The organism is Kitasatospora sp. MAA4, from assembly GCF_029893355.1.
Taxonomy (GTDB): domain Bacteria; phylum Actinomycetota; class Actinomycetes; order Streptomycetales; family Streptomycetaceae; genus Kitasatospora.
In genome coordinates this window covers 1-16994 of sequence record NZ_JARZAI010000001.1, presented here as the reverse complement: position 1 = coordinate 16994, position 16994 = coordinate 1, and the positions used below count along the sequence as shown (strand labels likewise).

Genomic DNA, 16994 nt, shown 5'->3' with positions numbered 1-16994 from the left:
AGCTCCGACCAGCCCCCGGGTCCGCCGGACGGAAAGGTACCGTGCGGACCCGGGGGTTGTCAGCGGGATATCAGCCGTCCTGAATATCAGGCGGCGATCTCGCAAATGATGCCAGGACGCTCGACCTGGTCCTCGGCATAGAGCTCGTCGACGAGGTTGCTCAGGTCAACGAGCTCGACGTCCTGCTCGATGATCTCTGCGGTAGCTGCGGACATAGTTAGTTCACCTCCTCAGTAGTTCGCCAGGCGACTTACCCGGGCCCGGTCGCAGGCAAACTCGTCGCGGCTACTGGTCCGGATTATTGACGGAATGTCCCTGTCGCGAATGGATGAATTCAGGGGACATGGCCGATATTTCTCTCATGTCCCGCATGTCGGAATGCCTCGGGCGGAATGCCGGACAACAAAAGACGCCGACCGCCCGAAGGCGGCCGGCGTCTCTTACGTGTGGCAGTCGGGTCAGCCGAGGGCCGCGATCGCCGGGACGAACTTGGAGGCGTCGACGGTGCCCCAGCCGGTGGCGAGGTCGTAGCCGGGGGTGACGGGCTCTCCGGGGACGCCGTTGTAGGTGTTGGAGCCGCCGACCACGTCGGTCAGGCCGGTGCCGGGGGCGCCGGCCTGCTGGAGGGCGCCGAGCGCGTAGAGGCCGTAGTTGAGGTTGCCGAGGCGGTGGCCGGCCTCCTGGGCGGCGAGGGCGACGACGCCGGAGAAGATCGGGGTCGCGACGCTGGTGCCGCCCCACAGCTCCCAGCCGTTGTCGTCGGGGCCGAAGCTGTTGTACGTCCAGACACCGGTCAGCGGGTCGCCGAGCATGCTGATGTCCGGGACGCCGCGGGTGTTGCCGACCACATTGGCGACACCGGTCTGGAAGAGCGGGCGGTTGAAGACCTTGGACTTGCCGCCGCCGGAGGCGCCGCTGTTGGTGCTGGGGTCGTCCCAGACGGTGTCGGGGGTGAGCCGGTTGCCGTTGTCGTCCAGCTTGACGGTGGTGGCGCCGACGCCGGTGACCAGCGGGTCGGAGGGCGGCCAGGAGGTCACCTGGTAGGGGTAGAGCGTCGAGCCGTCCGACTCGGCGTCGGTCGAGCCGTTGTCGCCGGAGGCGGCGAGCACGGTGACGCCGTGGGCGGCCGCGTCCTTGAAGGCGTAGCGCAGGTTCAGCAGGCTGGAGAAGTCGCCCTGGTCGAAGCCGGGGAAGGTGTTCTCGGTGGCGCCGAAGCTCTGCGAGATGACGTCGCCGACGCCCTGCTTGATGAGCGCGTCCTCACCGTTCATCATCTCCGGGAAGCCGGTGGTGCCCTCGGTCTCCGAGACGCCGGTCTCCAGCAGCACGATGTTGGCGCCGGGCGCCATCGCGTGGGCCATGTCGACGTCGATCGTCGTCTCCTCGGCCCAGCCGGTCATGTCGCTGTTGGTGGGGTCGAAGGGCGGCACGGTACCGGACTTGACGACCTTCACGTTGGCGCTCGGTATGCCGTACTGCGCGCTGTAGACGTCGAGGTCGTGCTGGATCGTGGGTGAGCCGAACGAGTCGACGATCACGATGGTGCGGCCGGCCCCGGTGATGCCCTTGTTGAACAGCGGGTGCTCGTTGTAGGCCTGCTCCAGCTGGGTGGCGCCGTAGCAGGAGGACTGGAGCTGCGCCTGGCACTGGGCGATGGTGAGCGGGGCCGGGTACTGGTGCCCGGTGAGCCGGTGGCCGACAGCGGCGGGCACCGGGTGCGCCGATCCGGCGGCGGTGATCGTCAGAGCTGCTCCGGCCGTGCCCGCCCCGGTGAGGGCGGTGCTGGCGGCGAGCGCCGTGACGGCGAGCGCCGACATGGTGCGGCGGCGGGTGGTACGTCGCATGGGTGTCCCCTGGGGGTGATGGTTGATCCCGTCGACGACGGCTGGGACACATGAGACTGCACGACACCTCATGAGTCATCAGCTTGTCGTACTTATGGGAAAGGCTTTGCCGGGCCATGACAGAACTCCCACTGGCGCGCCATCAGCGGTGGCCCCCGCTCCGGTTGGCCAAGCCGAACTGATGATCCATAAGATGCGGGCCGTGATCATCAACCGACGCAAAGCGGCCAGGCTCCCCAGCCTGCTGGCCGCCCTGGCGATAACCGGGTTCTCGCTGTTCAGCGGGTGCCCGGCCCTCGCCGACGAACCCACCGGCGGCCCGCCGCCCGCCACCACCGCCACCACCGAGGCCCCCAAGGTCGACCTGATCCTGGACGACAGCGGGTCCATGCGGACGCAGGACATCCAGGGCCGCAGCCGGATCTCGGTCGCCCAGCAGTCGCTGGACGAGGTGGTCGACGCCCTCCCGGACGAGACCGAGTTCGGCATCCGGGTGCTCGGCGCCACCTACCCCGGCAACGACAAGGCGCAGGGCTGCCTGGACACCCAGTCGCTCTACCCGGTCGGCAAGACCAACAAGGTCGAGGCGAAGACCGCCGTCGCCACCCTGCGGCCCACCGGCTGGACCCCGATCGGCCTGGCGCTGCGCGGTGCCGCCCAGGACCTGGGTCCCGGCCAGGCCACCCGCCGGATCGTCCTGATCACCGACGGCGAGGACGACTGCGCGCCGCCCGACCCGTGCGACGTGGCCCGTCAGCTGGCCGCCCAGGGCATCCACCTGGTGATCGACACGCTGGGCCTGGCCCACGACGACGGCGTCAAGAACCAGCTGCTCTGCATCGCCAACGCGACCGGCGGCACGTACACCGACGTGCGCACCCAGGAGCAGCTCAGCAAGAAGCTGAAGGAGATCGTCGGCCAGGCCGACAACACCTACCGGCAGACCCCGGCCGCCGCGACCGGCGCCGCCACCTGCGCGAGCGCGCCGGTGCTGGCCCCTGGCGTCTACAGCGACCGGGAGAAGTTCTCCGAGCACCGCTACTACCGGGTGCCGGTCCAGCCGGGCCAGGAGCTGCGCGCCTCGGTGAGCGTCTCGCTGGACCGGGCGGTGGCCCGTGACTACGGGGTGCTGCTCCAGGCCACCGACGCGGGCGGACAGGAACTGGTGCGCGGCACGGACGCCGGCAGCGGCCGGACCGACGTGGTCTCCACCGGTCTGCGCTGGGCCGCCACGGGCTCGCCGTCCCCCTCCCCCACGTCCACTACCACGGCCGGCGGCGACGTCTGCCTGGTCGTCAGCAACTCGCTCGCGCCGCAGCCCGGCGTGGCCACCGACCCCGGCCTGCCGCTGGAGCTGACCGTCGGCCTCACCGCCGCCTCGCCCGCGCCCGAGGGACCCGTGCTGGGCCTGGGCCGCGGCTGGACGCTGCTGCTGGTGCTGACCGGCGCCGGGCTGGTCTGCGGGCTGCTCTTCGGCTGGGTCGCACGCTGGCGGATCGCTGTCTGGCGGGAGAACTGATGATGCGTACGACAACCGCTGTCTGGACCGCCCTGCTCGCCGGTGGCCTGCTGGCCCTCGCGCCGGCAGCCGCGGCCTCCGCCGACTCCCCTTCCCCGTCCCCGAGTTCGAGCGGTCCAGCCGCTCCGGCGAGCACCGCCGGCAACTCGTTCCTGACCGCGACCTCGCTGGCGCCCGGTCAGGACGCCTCGGTGGACGCCGGCATCGGCGACTACCTGTACTGGTCCTTCGCCGCCGCCGAGGGACAGACCCCGACCGTCACCGTCACGGTCACCCTGCCGGCCGCCGCCGACCGGCACGGGCCGCAGACCTGGACGACGGAGGTCTTCGACGGCCTGCGCCGCCGCCAGTCCTGCACCGCGGGCACCCAGAGCGCCACCGCCGCGCCCACCGCGGCCACCCTGACGACCACCTGCACGCTGCGTCAGATCCGCTCCTGGGCCGAACCGTGGTCCGGCGACCCGCTGCCGGGCACGTACTACGTCAAGCTGTCGGCGACCGACGCCCCGACCCAGGACTTCGGTCTGCCGGCCCAGGCGCAGCTGCACATCGCCAGCACCGGCGGCGCGGACGCGGCGCAGCCGGAGGGCGGCGCGCTGAAGGCCGCCCTGGTGCCGCCGGTGAACGCCGGCGCCACCCTGGCGCCGGACGCGACGGCGGCGCCGACCGCCGTCCCGAGTCCGACCGCGGCCGGGCAGCTGGGGGCCGCCGCGCCGACGGCCGCCGCCTCGCACTGGTACTCCGACTGGTTCTCCCAGTGGAACACCCGCTGGGGCTGGACCCTGGCCGGTGGCGCGCTGGCCTCGCTGGCCGGCGTCGCGGGGTACAGCATCACCCGCCACCCGCGCCGCTCCCGCCGCCCGGGCGGGTACCGTCCGGGGGCGTCCGAGCAGCACGAACGGTACGCCGAGGCAACCCGGGGCTGACCGGCACAGCGGCGTGCGGCGGGGGGCGTGAGCCCGCCGCCGCGCGCCCTGCGAGACCGGCGTCCCGTGCGAAAATGGCTGGGCGGGGCGGTCACCTCCGAGCGGGGTCCTGGGATGCAGGCAGACCAGCCAAGGGATGGCGCGGGCGCTCGCCGCACGGCGGCGGACGCCGATCCCGTACGCCCGGACACACCGAACCCGGACATACCGGAGGACGTGGAGCCGGAGCAGCTGGACAGCCGGCTGATGCTGCCCGTCGCGACGGCCCTGGTCGAGGCGAACGGGCGGATCGTGCACTGGAGCGCCGACGCCGAGGAGCTGCTCGGCTACACCGCCGAGGAGGCGCTGGGGCAGTCGGCCGCGCAGCTGCTGGTCAGCAAGAGCCGCCGCCCGCAGGTCCTGGCCCTGTTCGAGCAGATCCTGCACGGCCACCCCTGGTCCGGCGTCTACCCGGTGCGCCACCGCGACGGGCACCACGTCCTGCTGGCCTTCCGCACCCACCTGGTGAGCGGCCTCGGCGGGCGCCCCCTGGTGCTCGCGGTGGTCACGGACGTCACCACGGTGCGCCGCCTCCAGGGGGACCTGGCGCTGCTGGACGGCTTCTTCACGCAGTCCCCGATCGGGATGGCGGTCTACGACCCCGAGCTGCGCTTCGTCCGGCTCAACGATGCGCTGGCCGAGGTGAACGGGCTGCCGGTCGCGGCGCATGTGGGCCACCGGATAACCGAGGTGCTGCCGGGGATCAACGCGGCGGAGGTCGAGGCGGTGATGCGGCACGTGCTGACCACCGGCGAGCCGGTGATCGACGCCCGCTCGCACGGGCGCACACCGCGTGACCCGACGCACGACCACGCCTGGTCGGCCTCCTACTTCCGGCTGGAGGACCCGCCCGGCCAGGTGCTCGGCCTCAGCTCGACGATCGTCGACGTGACCGAGCGCTTCAAGGCCGAGGAGCGGGCCGCGAGGGCGACCGAGCGCCTGGCGCTGCTGGTCGACGTGACCGCCTCCATCGGCACCACGCTGGACCTGCGGCGCACCGCCCGCGAGCTGGCCGACGCGATGGTGCCGCGGGTGGCCGACGTCAGCGGGGTCTTCGTGCTGGAGCGGCTGGTCAGCGGCGAGCCGGCCGCCCCGGGCGACCGGGTGCGGCGCCTGGCGGTGGCCACCACCGACTCCGCCTACCCGCTGGGGGACCTGCCCGCCGACGCGCTGTACGAGATACCGCCGGACTCGCCGTACGCGCAGGCGATGGCCAGCGGCCAGACCGTCGTGGTGCCCTCCTGGGACCTGCCGCCGCTCACCGCGAAGGCGGCCGAGCCGCGGATGCGGGCCTACCTGCGCAACATCTCGCGCTCGGTGCACGTCACGCCGCTGGTGGCCCGCGGCGCGGTGCTCGGCATGGTGGTCTACTCGCGGCGCGGCGACCGCGAGTCGCTCGCCGAGGAGGACATCACGCTCGGCGCGGAGCTGGCCACCCGGGCCGCCGTCTCGATCGACAACGCCCGCCTCTACACCCTGGAGCGGGACGCGGCCAAGGCCCGCCAGCAGGCGCTGGACGAGGCGCACGCCGCCCACCAGCGGCTCGCGCTGCTGGCCGAGGCGAGCACCCGGATCGGCGCCACGCTGGACCTGCGGCGCACCGCCGAGGAGCTGGTGGAGGTGGTGATCCCCCGTTTGGCCGACTTCGTCACGGTCGACCTGATGGAGTCGGTGCTGGAGGGCGAGGAGACCGCGCCGGTGCCGTCCTCCGGATCGATCACGATGCGCGCGGTCGCGGTCGGCGAGTACGCCCCCGGCGGCCTGCTGACCGGCGCCGCGGACCCGGTGGGCGGGGTGTCGCAGTCGGCCCGGCTGTACGCCGAGAGCCTGCGCAGCGGCCGGTCGATCCTGGTCGCGCACGTCAACGAGGAGAACCTGGCGCGGATCGTCGCCTCCCCCGACCGGGTCCAGCCGGCCCTGGACTCGGGGCTGCACTCCTATCTGATGGTGCCGCTGCTGGCCCGCGGCGCGGTGCTGGGCGGGGCGGAGTTCATGCGGCTGCGCAACAACCCGGAGCCGTTCGGTCCGGCGGACGTGGCGCTGGCCGAGGAGCTGGCCGCGCGGGCCGCCGTCTGCATGGACAACGCCCGGCTGTACCGCCGCGAGCGGGACACCGCGCTGACCCTGCAACGCAGCCTGCTGCCGCAGGAGGTGCACCCCACGCTCGGCCTGGACATCGCCTACCGCTACCTGCCCAGCAGCGAGCTGAGCGAGGTGGGCGGCGACTGGTTCGACGTCGTGCCGCTGTCCTGCGGGCGGGTCGCCCTGGTGGTCGGCGACGTCACCGGGCACGGCCTGCGGGCGGCCGCGACGATGGGCCAACTCCGCACCGTGGCAAGGACACTGATCACCCTGGACATGGATCCGGCGCGGGTCATGCGGCGGCTGGACGAGGCCGCCGCGACGGTCGGCGAGGGACAGTTCGCCACCAGCGTCTGCGTGGTCTTCGACCCCGTCGACCGGGTCTGCACGGCCTGCTGCGCCGGCCACCTGCCGCCGGTGGTGAGCGGGCCGAACGGCACCGTGCGGGTGCTCGACCTGCCGACCGGGGCGCCGCTGGGGGTCGGCGGGGTCCCGTTCGAGACGGTGGAGTTCACCCTCCCCGAGGACGGCCTGCTGGTGCTCTGCACGGACGGCCTGGTCGAGCGCCGGGACCGCGACCTGGACGCCGGGATGGAGGTGCTGCGCCGCACGGTGGCCGAGCAGCGGGGCTCGCTGGAGGAGAGCTGCGACGCCGTGCTGTCCACCCTGATCACCGGGCCCCGGGAGGACGACATCGCGGTGATCATGGCGCAGGCCCGGGCGATCGGCTCGGACCGGCTCGCCACCCTCTCGCTCACCAAGGACCGCGCGCTGGTGGGCCACGCCCGGCGGTTCACCCGTGCCACCCTGCGCGGCTGGGGCCTGGCCGCTCTGATCGACCAGACCGAGCTGCTGACCAGCGAGCTGATCACCAACGCCATGGTGCACGCCGGCGCGCCCACCCAGCTGCGGCTGTTCCGCAACCGGGCGCTGACCGTGGAGGTGGCCGACGTCGACAGCCACGCGCCGAAGATGCGCCGCGCCCTGGAGGACGACGAGGGGGGCCGCGGGATGCACCTGGTGAACACCCTGGCGCACCGCTGGGGCAGCCGCGGCACCCGGCACGGCAAGGTCGTCTGGTTCGAGCTGGAACTGCCGCCGGGCACCGCTCAGGCGTGAGGAGCCCTCAGTCGGCCCAGCGCGCCGCCGAGCCGGTCAACCGCTCGCGCAGCTCGCGCTTGAGCAGCTTGCCCGAGGCGTTCTTGGGCAGCGCGTCCGTGAAGTGCACCGCCTTGGGGGTCTTGAAGGCGGGCAGCCGCTCGCGTGCGTAGGCGATCAACTCCTCGGCGCAGACCGGTCGGTGGCAGACCACCACGGCGGTCACCGCCTCCACCCAGTGCGGGTCCGGCAGGCCGATCACCGCCGCCTCGGCGACCGCCGGATGCCCGTAGAGGACGTCCTCCACCTCGCGCGAGGCCACCAGCACGCCGCCGGTGTTGATCACGTCCTTCAGCCGGTCGACGACGTAGACGTAGCCCTCGGCGTCCCGGCGCACCAGGTCGCCGGAGTGGAACCACTCCCCGTCGAAGGCCTCCGCGCTCTCCCGCGGCTTGTCCCAGTAGCCGGTGCACAGCTGCGGCGAGCGGTAGAGGATCTCGCCCACCTCGTCGGGCCCCGCCTCGCCGCCGTCCTCGGCCACCACCCTGACCTCCACGAAGAGCACCGGACGGCCCGCCGAGTGCGGGCGCGACTCGTGCTCCTCGGGGCGCAGCACGGTGGTCAGCGGGCCGACCTCGGACTGGCCGAAGGCGTTGTAGAAGCCGGTTGCCGGCAGCGCCGCGCGCAGCCGCTCCAGCACCGGCGCGGGCATGATCGAGGCGCCGTAGTAGGCCTTGCGCAGCGTGCTCAGGTCGGCGGTGCGGAAGTCGGGGTGGGCCTCCAGCGCCGTCCAGACCGTCGGCGGCGCGAAGAAACTGGTCAGGCCCTCCCGCTCGATCCGGCGCAGCACGTCGGCGGGTTCGGGCGCGCGGACCAGGCGGTTGACGGTGCCAAGGAGCAGGCAGGGCATCAGGAAGACGTGCAGCTGCCCGGAGTGGTAGAGCGGCAGCGCGTGCAGCGGCCGGTCGGACTCCCGCAGGTCCAGCGCCACCACGCAGGAGAGGTACTGGTGGAGCAGCGCGCGGTGGGTCATCATCGCGCCCTTGGGGTCCGCGGTGGTGCCCGAGGTGTAGAGCAGTTGGACCAGGTCGCGGTCGTCCACGGGGACGTCGACCACCGGGACCGGGCCGGTGGCGGCCGCGTCGAGCAGCTCCTCCAGGGTGACCCGGCAGCTCACCGCGGGGGTGGGCGGCAGGTCGGCCACCCGGTCGGCGAAGTCCGCGTCGAAGAGCAGCGCGGCGCTGCCGGACTGGGTGACGAAATAGTGCAATTCGGCTGTTGTGGCGTTGTAGTTGACGGGTACGTGGATCAGGCCGGCCCGGCCGCAGGCGAGGAAGAGGATGAGGTAAATGTCCGAGTTGCGGCCGAAGGCGGCCACTCGGTCGCCCTTGCGCAGGCCGCGGTCGAGCAGGTGGCGGGCCGCGCGGGTGACGGCGTCGTCCAACTCGCGGTAGGTCCAGTGGCGATCCTCGAAGTGCAGCGCGACGCGCTCCGGCGTGCGGGCCGCCGAGCGGCGGACGGCGTCCGGAATGGTGCTCGTGTGGTGGAGGTCCATGCCCGTGGGTATATCCGGATCCGGGCACGTCACCCCTCTGTCGTGTGAACCTCGCGTGTCGGCTTGATCAATTTGCAACACTGCCCGCGAGGGCAGTACACCCCAACTGAACTGCATTTGACCGTTTATCGGACGAGCCCCACGGCCCGCTCTCGACACATCGTCCTCTTTACCCCCTTGTCTTGGTGCGGTAAGTGCGCTGGAATGCGTGAGCTTGTCGGGACGGGCGTTCCAGGAGCAGACACGCGTCCGACCCCGGATGCGCGCTCCGGAACAGGCCCCCTGACGTCTTATCAGACGAAGGGATGTTCATGATCGGCTGGCGTAAAGCTCAGCTAGCAGCCGTCACTCTCACCGCCGCCTCTGTTGTCCTGGCTATCGGGACCAGCGCGAACGGCGCCCCGCTGCCCTCCGCACCGAGCGCGCAGTCGCTCTCGGAGAGCGGCGCACCGGCCCCGGTGATTGTGATTCTGAAGGACCAGATCACCAGTGTCCCGGCCGACGCCGGACACCTCGGCGCGCGCAAGCAGCGCACCGCCTCCGCCCAGGCCCCGCTGCTGGCGCGGGTCAAGGCCAACGGCGGCACCAACGTCAAGAGCTTCGTGGTCGGGAACGCGTTCTCCGCCACGGTCAGCCCGGCGTTGCGCGCCTCGCTGGCGGCCGACCCGGCCGTCGCCTCGGTCGTCGCGGACGAGACCGTCACGGTCACCCCGCCGACCACCGCGGCCACCCCCGCCACCGCCGCCACCGGCGTCAAGGCCCCGGCCGCTGCACCGGCCGCCAAGGCCGCGCCCGCCGCGCCCAGCAACGAGAACGCGACGAACACGGTCTGCCCGACCGACCCGTCGAAGCCGCTGCTGGAGCCCGAGGCGCTGTACTCCACGCACACCGCCAGCGCCCCCGGCGCCCCCGGCGCGAGCGAGCTGGCCGACGGCACCGGCGTCAAGGTCGCCTACATCGCCGACGGCCTGGACGTGAACAACCCGGACTTCACCCGGGCCAACGGCAAGAGCGCGATCATCGATCACCAGGACTTCTCCGGTGACGGCTGGGACGCGCCCAGCGGCGCGGCCGAGGCTTTCGGTGACGCCTCCGCGATGATCGCCCAGGGCCGCCAGGTCTACGACGTCTCGAAGTTCGTCAACGCCAGCCACCCGCTCCCCGCGGGCTGCAACATCACGGTCAAGGGCATCGCGCCCGGCGCCTCGCTGGTGGCCCTCAAGGCCGGCGGCGACCTGTTCCCGAACTCGGCGATCCTTCAGTCGATCGACTACGCCGTCTCGGTGGCGCACGTCGACGTGCTGAACGAGTCGTTCGGCAGCAACATCGTCCCGGACAGCGGCGCGCACGACACCATCTCGCTCTTCAACGACATGGCGGTCAAGGCCGGCGTCACGGTGACGGTCTCCAGCGGCGACGCGGGCGTGAACGGCACCATCGGCACCCCGTCGGCCGACCCGCTGGTGATCTCCGCCGGCGCCTCGACCGACAACGAGAACTACCAGCAGACCGGTTACGGCGCTGCGCAGTTCTCGAACGGCACCTGGGCCAACAACCGCATCTCGGCGCTCTCCTCCGGCGGCATCACCCAGGCCGGCAAGACCGTCGACATCGTCGCCCCCGGTGAGTCGGACTGGGCGCTCTGCTCGCCCGACACCAGCAAGTACACCGAGTGCACCAACTACAACGGTGGCCCGGCCTCGATCCAGCCCTTCGGCGGGACCAGCCAGGCCGCCCCGATGACCGCCGGCGCTGCCGCCGTCGTCATCGAGGCCTACCGCAACGGTCACCACGGCACCTCGCCCACCCCCGCGGTGGTCAAGGCGCTGCTCACCGGCACCGCCCAGGACCTGGGCCTGCCGGCCCAGGAGCAGGGCGCCGGTCTGCTGAACGTGCGTGCGGCGGCCGAGGCCGCCGAGGGTTACCAGGCGGGCACCGGCGCTGACAAGAGCCAGACTGTCGCCGTCACCTCCGGCCAGGTCGACATCACCGGCACCGCCGGCTCGACCCACACCGCGAACGTCACCGTGGTCAACACCGGCAGCAAGCCGGCGACCGTCAGCGGCTCGACCCGCACCTTCGCCCCGCAGTCCGACGCGGTGCAGACCGTGGCGCTGAACTCCACCACCGACCCGACGTTCAAGTACGCCACCAACGGCGCCACTTGGGTGTCGCACAAGGTGACGTTCAACGTCCCGGCCGGCGCCGACCGGCTCGCTGCGTCAATAGCGTGGCAGGGTGCCGCCCAGCAGAACGGCGCTTCCTCGGTCACCCCGGTGGTCCGCCTGACGCTGATCGACCCGTCCGGGCGCTACGAGACCAACACCCGTCCGCAGGGCGGCGCCGTCTCGCCGAACTTCGGCCTGGTCGACGTTCCGAGCCCGGCCGCCGGTACCTGGACCGGGATCCTCTACACCCCGGCCGGCACCGCCGGCTTCACCGGCCCGGTCCAGCTCGACACCGCCACCCAGCGTGCGGTTCAGGCCGGCCAGGTCAGCCCGCAGGTCACCGACCTGGCCCCCGGCCAGAGCAAGACCCTGCACGTCCAGCTCACCACCCCGGCGAGCAGCGGTGACGCCGCTCAGTCGATCGTGGTCGCCAGCTCCAACGGTGCCACCACCAGCGTGCCGGTCATCCTGCGCAGCCTGGTCGACACCTCGAACAACGGCGGCACCTTCACCGGTTCGATCACCGGTGGCAACGGCCGCGCCTCGTCGCCCGCGCAGAGCTTCACCTACGCGTTCGACGTCCCGAAGGGCAAGAAGGACATCCAGGTCGGCCTGACCCTGAGCAAGGACCCGAACCTGCTCCTCCAGGGCGCCCTGATCACCCCGAACGGCACCCCGGCGGACATCGAGTCCAACGGTCAGATCAACGCCCAGGGCACCGTCACCAGCACCGGTCTCGGCGTCTCGACCACCGCGGTCAACCCCGCGGCCGGCCGCTGGCGCTTCGTCGTGGTCGTGCTCAACCCGGTCTCCGGCTCCGAGCTCAGCCAGACGTACACCGGCAAGATCGGCTTCGACCAGGACCAGGCCACCGCGCCCGGCCTGCCGAACAGCACCGGCACCAAGCTGAAGGCCGGTCAGCCGACCGCGCTGACGGTGCACTACACCAACAACACCGGTGCCACCCAGCAGCTCCAGGCGGACGGCCGACTGACCAACCTGGTCGACCTCCCGCTGGTCCCGGTCGGCACCTCGGGCACGGTGGCCCTGCCGCTGACCCCGACCTCCGCCGTCCCCAGCTTCATCGTGCCCCCGGGCACCACGAAGCTGACCGGCGTGGCCGCCTCCTCCACCAAGGCCCAGCTGGAGCTCTCCGGAACGGCCGGCTCGCCGGACCTCTTCGGTGACCTCACGAAGGCCCAGGGCGGCAACACCATCTCGGTCGTCACGGACGCGGGCAGCGCCTCGCAGCCGATCGTGTCGGGCTTCTGGAGCACCTACGTCCAGCAGATCGGCCCGTTCACCAACGCGGGCGCCCCGGCGGGCACCTCGACGGTCACCGCGACCGCCCACACCCAGGCGTTCGACTCGGCGCTCACCTCGAGCACCGGTGACCCGTTCGCCCTCGCCGTGAACGCCAGTGCCGCGCAGCCGACCCCCGTGGTCGTCGCGCCGGGTGCCACCGGCACCCTCCAGGTCACCATCACGCCGACCGGCGCGAAGGGCAGCACCGTGCACGGCGTGCTGTACCTGGTCTCCGGCCCGGCCGGTACGGCCACCGCGAACAGCGCGCTCGGGACCACCGGTTCCGTGCTCGCCGCGATCCCGTACAGCTACACGGTGAACTAGTAGTTCCTGTTTGACTCGCTGAGAAGCCGAGGCCGTCCCGGGAGACCGGGGCGGCCTCGGCCGCGTTCGGGCGGGCGTGACATCCTCACCTGCATGAACGCCGCTCCCCCGCCCAGCCCCGCCGCCCGCCGCAACCCGATCGGCGCACACGTCCCGGTCGCCGGACGCGGGCTGGTCGGCACCGGGCTCGCCTACGCGCAGGAGATCGGCGGCGAGGCCGTACAGGTCTTCGTGGCCAACCCGCGCGGCTGGGCCACCCCGGTCGGGAACCCCGCCCAGGACGAGGCGTTCCGCGCCGCCTGCGCCGAGCGGTCGATCCCCGCGTACGTGCACGCCCCGTACCTGATCAACTTCGGCTCGGACAGCGCCGCGACCCGCGAACGCTCCACCGCCTCGCTGCGCCACTCGCTGCTGCGCGGCCACGCGATCGGCGCGCTGGGCGTCGTCGTGCACACCGGCTCCGCCGTCGGCACCGCGCCGGACGGCGGCTCGCGCTACGCCGAGGCGATGGCCCAGGTCCGCACGGACGTCCTGCCCCTGCTGGACGAACTGGACGCCCTCGGTGAGGACGCCCCCTGGCTGCTGCTGGAGCCCACCGCCGGGCAGGGCCGCTCGCTCTGCTCCCGCCTGGAGGACCTCGCCGCCTACGCCGAGGCACTGGACCACCACCCGCGGGTCGGCGTCTGCCTGGACACCTGCCACGCCTTCGCCGCCGGGCACGACCTGGCCGCCCCCGGCGGGGTCGGCGCGGCGCTGGACGTCCTGGAGTCCTCGATGGGCCCCGGACGGCTGCGGCTGATCCACGCCAACGACTCCAAGGACGTGGTAGGCGCCCGCAAGGACCGGCACGCCAACATCGGCGACGGCCACATCGGCGCGGACCCCTTCGGCGAACTCTTCGCCCACCCGGCCACCGAGGGCGTCCCGTTGATCCTGGAGACCCCCGACCGCAGCGCCGCCGAGGGCTTCGGCCACGCCGCCGACGTCCGCCGCCTCAAGGAGCTCCGGGCACGGGCCGCACTGCGCTGAGCCCCTTCAGGTGGAATCGTGGAACGGGAACCGTGCCGGACCACCCGCTAGGGGGCACCTCGATGAGCCCGACCCGAAACCTCGCCGCCCTGCCGTGCGGTCGTCGCGGCAAATGGGTCGTCCTGGTCATCTGGCTGGTGCTGGTGGTGGCGCTCGGACCGCTGGCGAGCAAGCTGATGGGGGCCGAGAACAACCAGGCCTCCAGCTGGCTGCCCCGCAACGCCGAGTCCACCCAGGTGCTCAACGAGCAGCAGGCCTTCCAACCGGTCCAGACCGCCCAGGCCGTGGTGGTCTACGAGGCGCCCGGCGGGATCAGCCCCGCCGACCACGCCAAGGCCGTCCAGGACGCCGCCGCCTTCGCCACCGCGCCGCACGTGCTCGGCCCGATCGTCGGCCCGCAGACCTCGGCGGACGGCAAGGCGATGCAGACCGTGGTCCCGGTCAACATCGGTACCAACGGCTGGAACAACCTCAAGCCCGCCGTCGACAGCATGCGCGCCACCGCGACGGCCGCCAGCCAGGGGATGGCCGTGCACATCACCGGCCCGGCCGGGGTCGGCGCCGACCAGTCCAAGGCGTTCTCCGGCATCGACGGCACCCTGCTGTTCGGCACCGTCGGCGTGGTGATCCTGCTCCTGCTGCTCACCTACCGCAGCCCGGTGCTCTGGATGCTGCCGCTGATCTCGGCCGGCATCGCGCTGACCACCGCGGAGGCGCTGATCTACCTGCTCGCCAAACACGCCGGCCTGACCGTCAACGCGCAGAGCGCGGGCATCCTGATCGTCCTGGTGCTGGGCGCCGGGACGGACTACGCCCTGCTGCTCACCGCCCGCTACCGCGAGGAGCTGCGCCGCCACGAGGACCGGCACGAGGCGATGGCGTTCGCCCTGCACCGGGCCGGACCGGCGATCCTGGCCAGCTCGGCGACGGTGGTCGCCTCGATGCTCTGCCTGCTGGTCGCCGAGATGAACTCCACCCGCGGGCTCGGCCCGGTCTGCGCGATCGGCGTACTGGTGGCACTGCTGGCGATGCTGACCCTGCTGCCCGCCCTGCTGGTGATCCTCGGCCGCTGGGTGTTCTGGCCGGTCAAGCCCGTGTACGGGAGCCCCGAGCCGACCCGCACCGGGCGCTGGGCGCACGTCGGCGCCTGGATCAGCCGCCGTCCGCGCAAGGTCTGGGTCGGCACCGGCCTGGCGCTGGCCGCCTGCGCCGTCGGCCTGGTCACGCTGAACGCCAACGGCCTGAGCACCGCCGGGACCTTCACCAACAAGCCGGACTCGGTGGTCGGCCAGCAGGTGCTGGACGCGCACTTCCCCGGCGGCACCGGCGCGCCGCTGGTGCTGATCAGCACGGCCGACACGGCCGGTGCCGTCCGCACCGCCACCCAGAACACCGCCGGGATCGCGAGCACCACCGTGCCGGTGGTCAAGAACGGCCTCGCCTACCTCCAGGCCACCCCGTCGGCGCCGCCGGACAGCTCGGCCGCCAAGAACACCGTCGACCGGGTGCGCACCGCCGTGCACGCCGTCCCGAACTCCAACGCCAAGGTCGGTGGCACCACGGCCGTGATCCTGGACGCCGGGCGGGCCGCCGCACACGACAACAAGGTGGTCATCCCGCTGGTGCTGGCCGTGGTGATGGTCATCCTGGCGGCCCTGCTGCGGGCCGTGGTCGCGCCGCTGGTGCTGATCGCCACCGTGGTGCTCTCCTACGCGGCGGCGCTGGGCATCAGCGCGTTCGCCTTCAAGTACTTCTTCCACTTCCAGGGCCAGGACCAGGCGTTCCCACTCTTCGTCTTCGTCTTCCTGGTGGCCCTCGGCATCGACTACAACATCTTCCTGATGACCCGCGTCCGCGAGGAGTCCGGCCACCGCGGCACCCGTGCGGGCGCGGTGGCCGGCCTGGCGGCCACCGGCGGCGTGATCACCTCGGCCGGCCTGATCCTGGCCAGCACCTTCGCCGTGCTCGGCACGCTGCCGGTGGTCGGCTTCGCGGAGATCGGCTTCACGGTGGCGCTGGGCGTGCTGCTGGACACCCTGGTGGTCCGCTCGGTCCTGGTCACCGCCCTCACCATCGACCTGCGCGGCCGTATCTGGTGGCCGAGCGCCCTGTCCCGCAGACCGGCGGCAGCGCCGGTGACCTATCCGGCCGCCGGAGTACGGCCGAGGTAGACGGTGTTCGTCGACGTGCGCTCCTGCAGGGGGTTGTCGAAGCTGACGACCTCCGCCCGCACCTCGGTGAAGCTCTGCGCGAAGACCGCCATGAACTCCTCGTCCGGCGGGTCGTTCGACCAGAGCGCGAACACCCCACCCGGGTGCAGGTGTTCGTGCAGCCGCTGCAATCCCTCGGGCTGGTAGAACGCGGCGTTCTCCGGGTGCAGGAAGTGGCGCGGCGAGTGGTCGATGTCCACGATGATCGCGTGGAACCGCCGGCCGGGAGTCTCCGGGTCGAGCCCCTGCGGCGAGCCGACCATCGCGAAGAAGTTGCCCTGCACCAGCCGACACCGCGGGTCCGCGGCCACCCCGCCGGGCAGCAGCCCGCGTTCGTGCCACTCGATCACCTCACCGAGCGCGTCCACCACCACCAGCGAGGCGACCTTCTCGCTCTCCAGGACGGAGAGCGCAGTACATCCGAGCCCCAGCCCGCCGACCACCACATCGAGACCCGTCCCCGTCAGCTCCGCCAGCGCCAGGTGCGCCAACTCCTCCTCGGCGACGGTGAACAGGCTCGACATCAGGAACTCTTCGTTCAACTTGATCTCGTACACATCCCGCCCCACCCCGGGATACCACCTCCGACGCAGCACAAGCTCCCCGAGCGGCGTCTGCCGCCAGTCGAGCTCCTCGAAACGGGCACTCACCTGGTGTTCTCCGATCACTACTCCTGCACACTGCTGTGATCACGAAGTCTGACATGCGAGTAATCCACCGCGGCCCGAGGCTGGGGGCGTTCTCCTACCCCTGGTGACCCGGTCGGCTGACGCAACGTCGGGCCAAACCAGAGCTAGGCACAATACCAGTGACTTAGTAGTCCCAGGATCGCCTGAGCGTGACGGGTGGGTTGATCGGGGCGGTCTTGTGGTGCGGCGCGATGGTGACTGCTTCG

Annotated in this window: 10 protein-coding genes; 6 read left to right on the top strand and 4 right to left on the bottom strand. The window is 72.0% G+C overall.

Going from position 1 to position 16994, the window contains the following annotated elements; translation table 11 throughout:
• Positions 1 to 86: 86 nt before the first annotated feature.
• Both P3T37_RS00050 and P3T37_RS00045 read right to left on the bottom strand, forming a co-directional pair.
• Positions 87 to 215, bottom strand: coding sequence for a hypothetical protein (locus P3T37_RS00050; protein ID WP_280721243.1), 129 nt, complete (start codon positions 213 to 215; stop codon positions 87 to 89).
• A 243-nt stretch (positions 216 to 458) separates the two neighbouring features.
• Positions 459 to 1844 (bottom strand): S53 family peptidase, encoded by a 1386-nt coding sequence (locus P3T37_RS00045; RefSeq protein ID WP_280721242.1) that lies wholly within the window; start codon positions 1842 to 1844, stop codon positions 459 to 461.
• A gap of 202 nt (positions 1845 to 2046) precedes the next feature.
• Here P3T37_RS00045 and P3T37_RS00040 point away from each other — a divergent pair, with 202 nt between their 5' ends.
• The 3 genes from P3T37_RS00040 (at position 2047) to P3T37_RS00030 (ending at position 7529) form a co-directional block, all read left to right on the top strand.
• Positions 2047 to 3363, top strand: a complete 1317-nt coding sequence (locus tag P3T37_RS00040) for a VWA domain-containing protein (RefSeq protein ID WP_280721241.1) — start codon at positions 2047 to 2049, stop codon at positions 3361 to 3363.
• Entirely contained in the window at positions 3363 to 4289 is a 927-nt protein-coding gene (locus tag P3T37_RS00035) for a peptidase (protein WP_348533200.1), read from the top strand. Before P3T37_RS00040 ends, P3T37_RS00035 begins: the two co-directional genes overlap by 1 nt.
• A gap of 216 nt (positions 4290 to 4505) precedes the next feature.
• Complete coding sequence (locus P3T37_RS00030) at positions 4506 to 7529, top strand: SpoIIE family protein phosphatase (protein WP_280721240.1); 3024 nt, start codon at positions 4506 to 4508, stop codon at positions 7527 to 7529.
• Positions 7530 to 7536: 7 nt separating this feature from the next.
• On the opposite strand, the gene P3T37_RS00025 is transcribed toward P3T37_RS00030, so the two are convergent.
• Complete coding sequence (locus P3T37_RS00025) at positions 7537 to 9063, bottom strand: fatty acyl-CoA synthetase (protein ID WP_280721239.1); 1527 nt, start codon at positions 9061 to 9063, stop codon at positions 7537 to 7539.
• A gap of 311 nt (positions 9064 to 9374) precedes the next feature.
• On the opposite strand from P3T37_RS00025, the gene P3T37_RS00020 reads away from it, so the two are divergent.
• The 3 genes from P3T37_RS00020 (at position 9375) to P3T37_RS00010 (ending at position 16060) form a co-directional block, all read left to right on the top strand.
• Positions 9375 to 12860: a S8 family serine peptidase gene (locus P3T37_RS00020; protein ID WP_280721238.1), complete on the top strand. Its 3486-nt coding sequence runs from the start codon at positions 9375 to 9377 to the stop codon at positions 12858 to 12860.
• A 93-nt stretch (positions 12861 to 12953) separates the two neighbouring features.
• Positions 12954 to 13889 carry a deoxyribonuclease IV gene (locus P3T37_RS00015; RefSeq protein ID WP_280721237.1) on the top strand — a complete coding sequence of 312 codons (936 nt, stop codon included), beginning with the start codon at positions 12954 to 12956 and terminating at the stop codon, positions 13887 to 13889.
• A 62-nt stretch (positions 13890 to 13951) separates the two neighbouring features.
• Positions 13952 to 16060 (top strand): MMPL family transporter, encoded by a 2109-nt coding sequence (locus tag P3T37_RS00010; RefSeq protein ID WP_280721236.1) that lies wholly within the window; start codon positions 13952 to 13954, stop codon positions 16058 to 16060.
• Here the strand turns inward: P3T37_RS00010 and P3T37_RS00005 are convergent.
• Complete coding sequence (locus tag P3T37_RS00005; protein ID WP_280721235.1) at positions 16030 to 16749, bottom strand: spermidine synthase; 720 nt, start codon at positions 16747 to 16749, stop codon at positions 16030 to 16032. The two genes, P3T37_RS00010 and P3T37_RS00005, sit on opposite strands and share 31 nt — an antisense overlap.
• Positions 16750 to 16994: the final 245 nt, after the last annotated feature.

What these genes read in the sequence shown, in the direction of transcription:
- P3T37_RS00050 (WP_280721243.1), bottom strand. Translation starts at nt 215, where the DNA reads ATGTCCGCAGCTACCGCAGAGATCATCGAGCAGGACGTCGAGCTCGTT.
- P3T37_RS00025 (WP_280721239.1), bottom strand. Translation starts at nt 9,063, where the DNA reads ATGGACCTCCACCACACGAGCACCATTCCGGACGCCGTCCGCCGCTCG.
- P3T37_RS00015 (WP_280721237.1), top strand. Translation starts at nt 12,954, where the DNA reads ATGAACGCCGCTCCCCCGCCCAGCCCCGCCGCCCGCCGCAACCCGATC.
- P3T37_RS00035 (WP_348533200.1), top strand. Translation starts at nt 3,363, where the DNA reads ATGATGCGTACGACAACCGCTGTCTGGACCGCCCTGCTCGCCGGTGGC.
- P3T37_RS00010 (WP_280721236.1), top strand. Translation starts at nt 13,952, where the DNA reads ATGAGCCCGACCCGAAACCTCGCCGCCCTGCCGTGCGGTCGTCGCGGC.
- P3T37_RS00020 (WP_280721238.1), top strand. Translation starts at nt 9,375, where the DNA reads ATGATCGGCTGGCGTAAAGCTCAGCTAGCAGCCGTCACTCTCACCGCC.
- P3T37_RS00045 (WP_280721242.1), bottom strand. Translation starts at nt 1,844, where the DNA reads ATGCGACGTACCACCCGCCGCCGCACCATGTCGGCGCTCGCCGTCACG.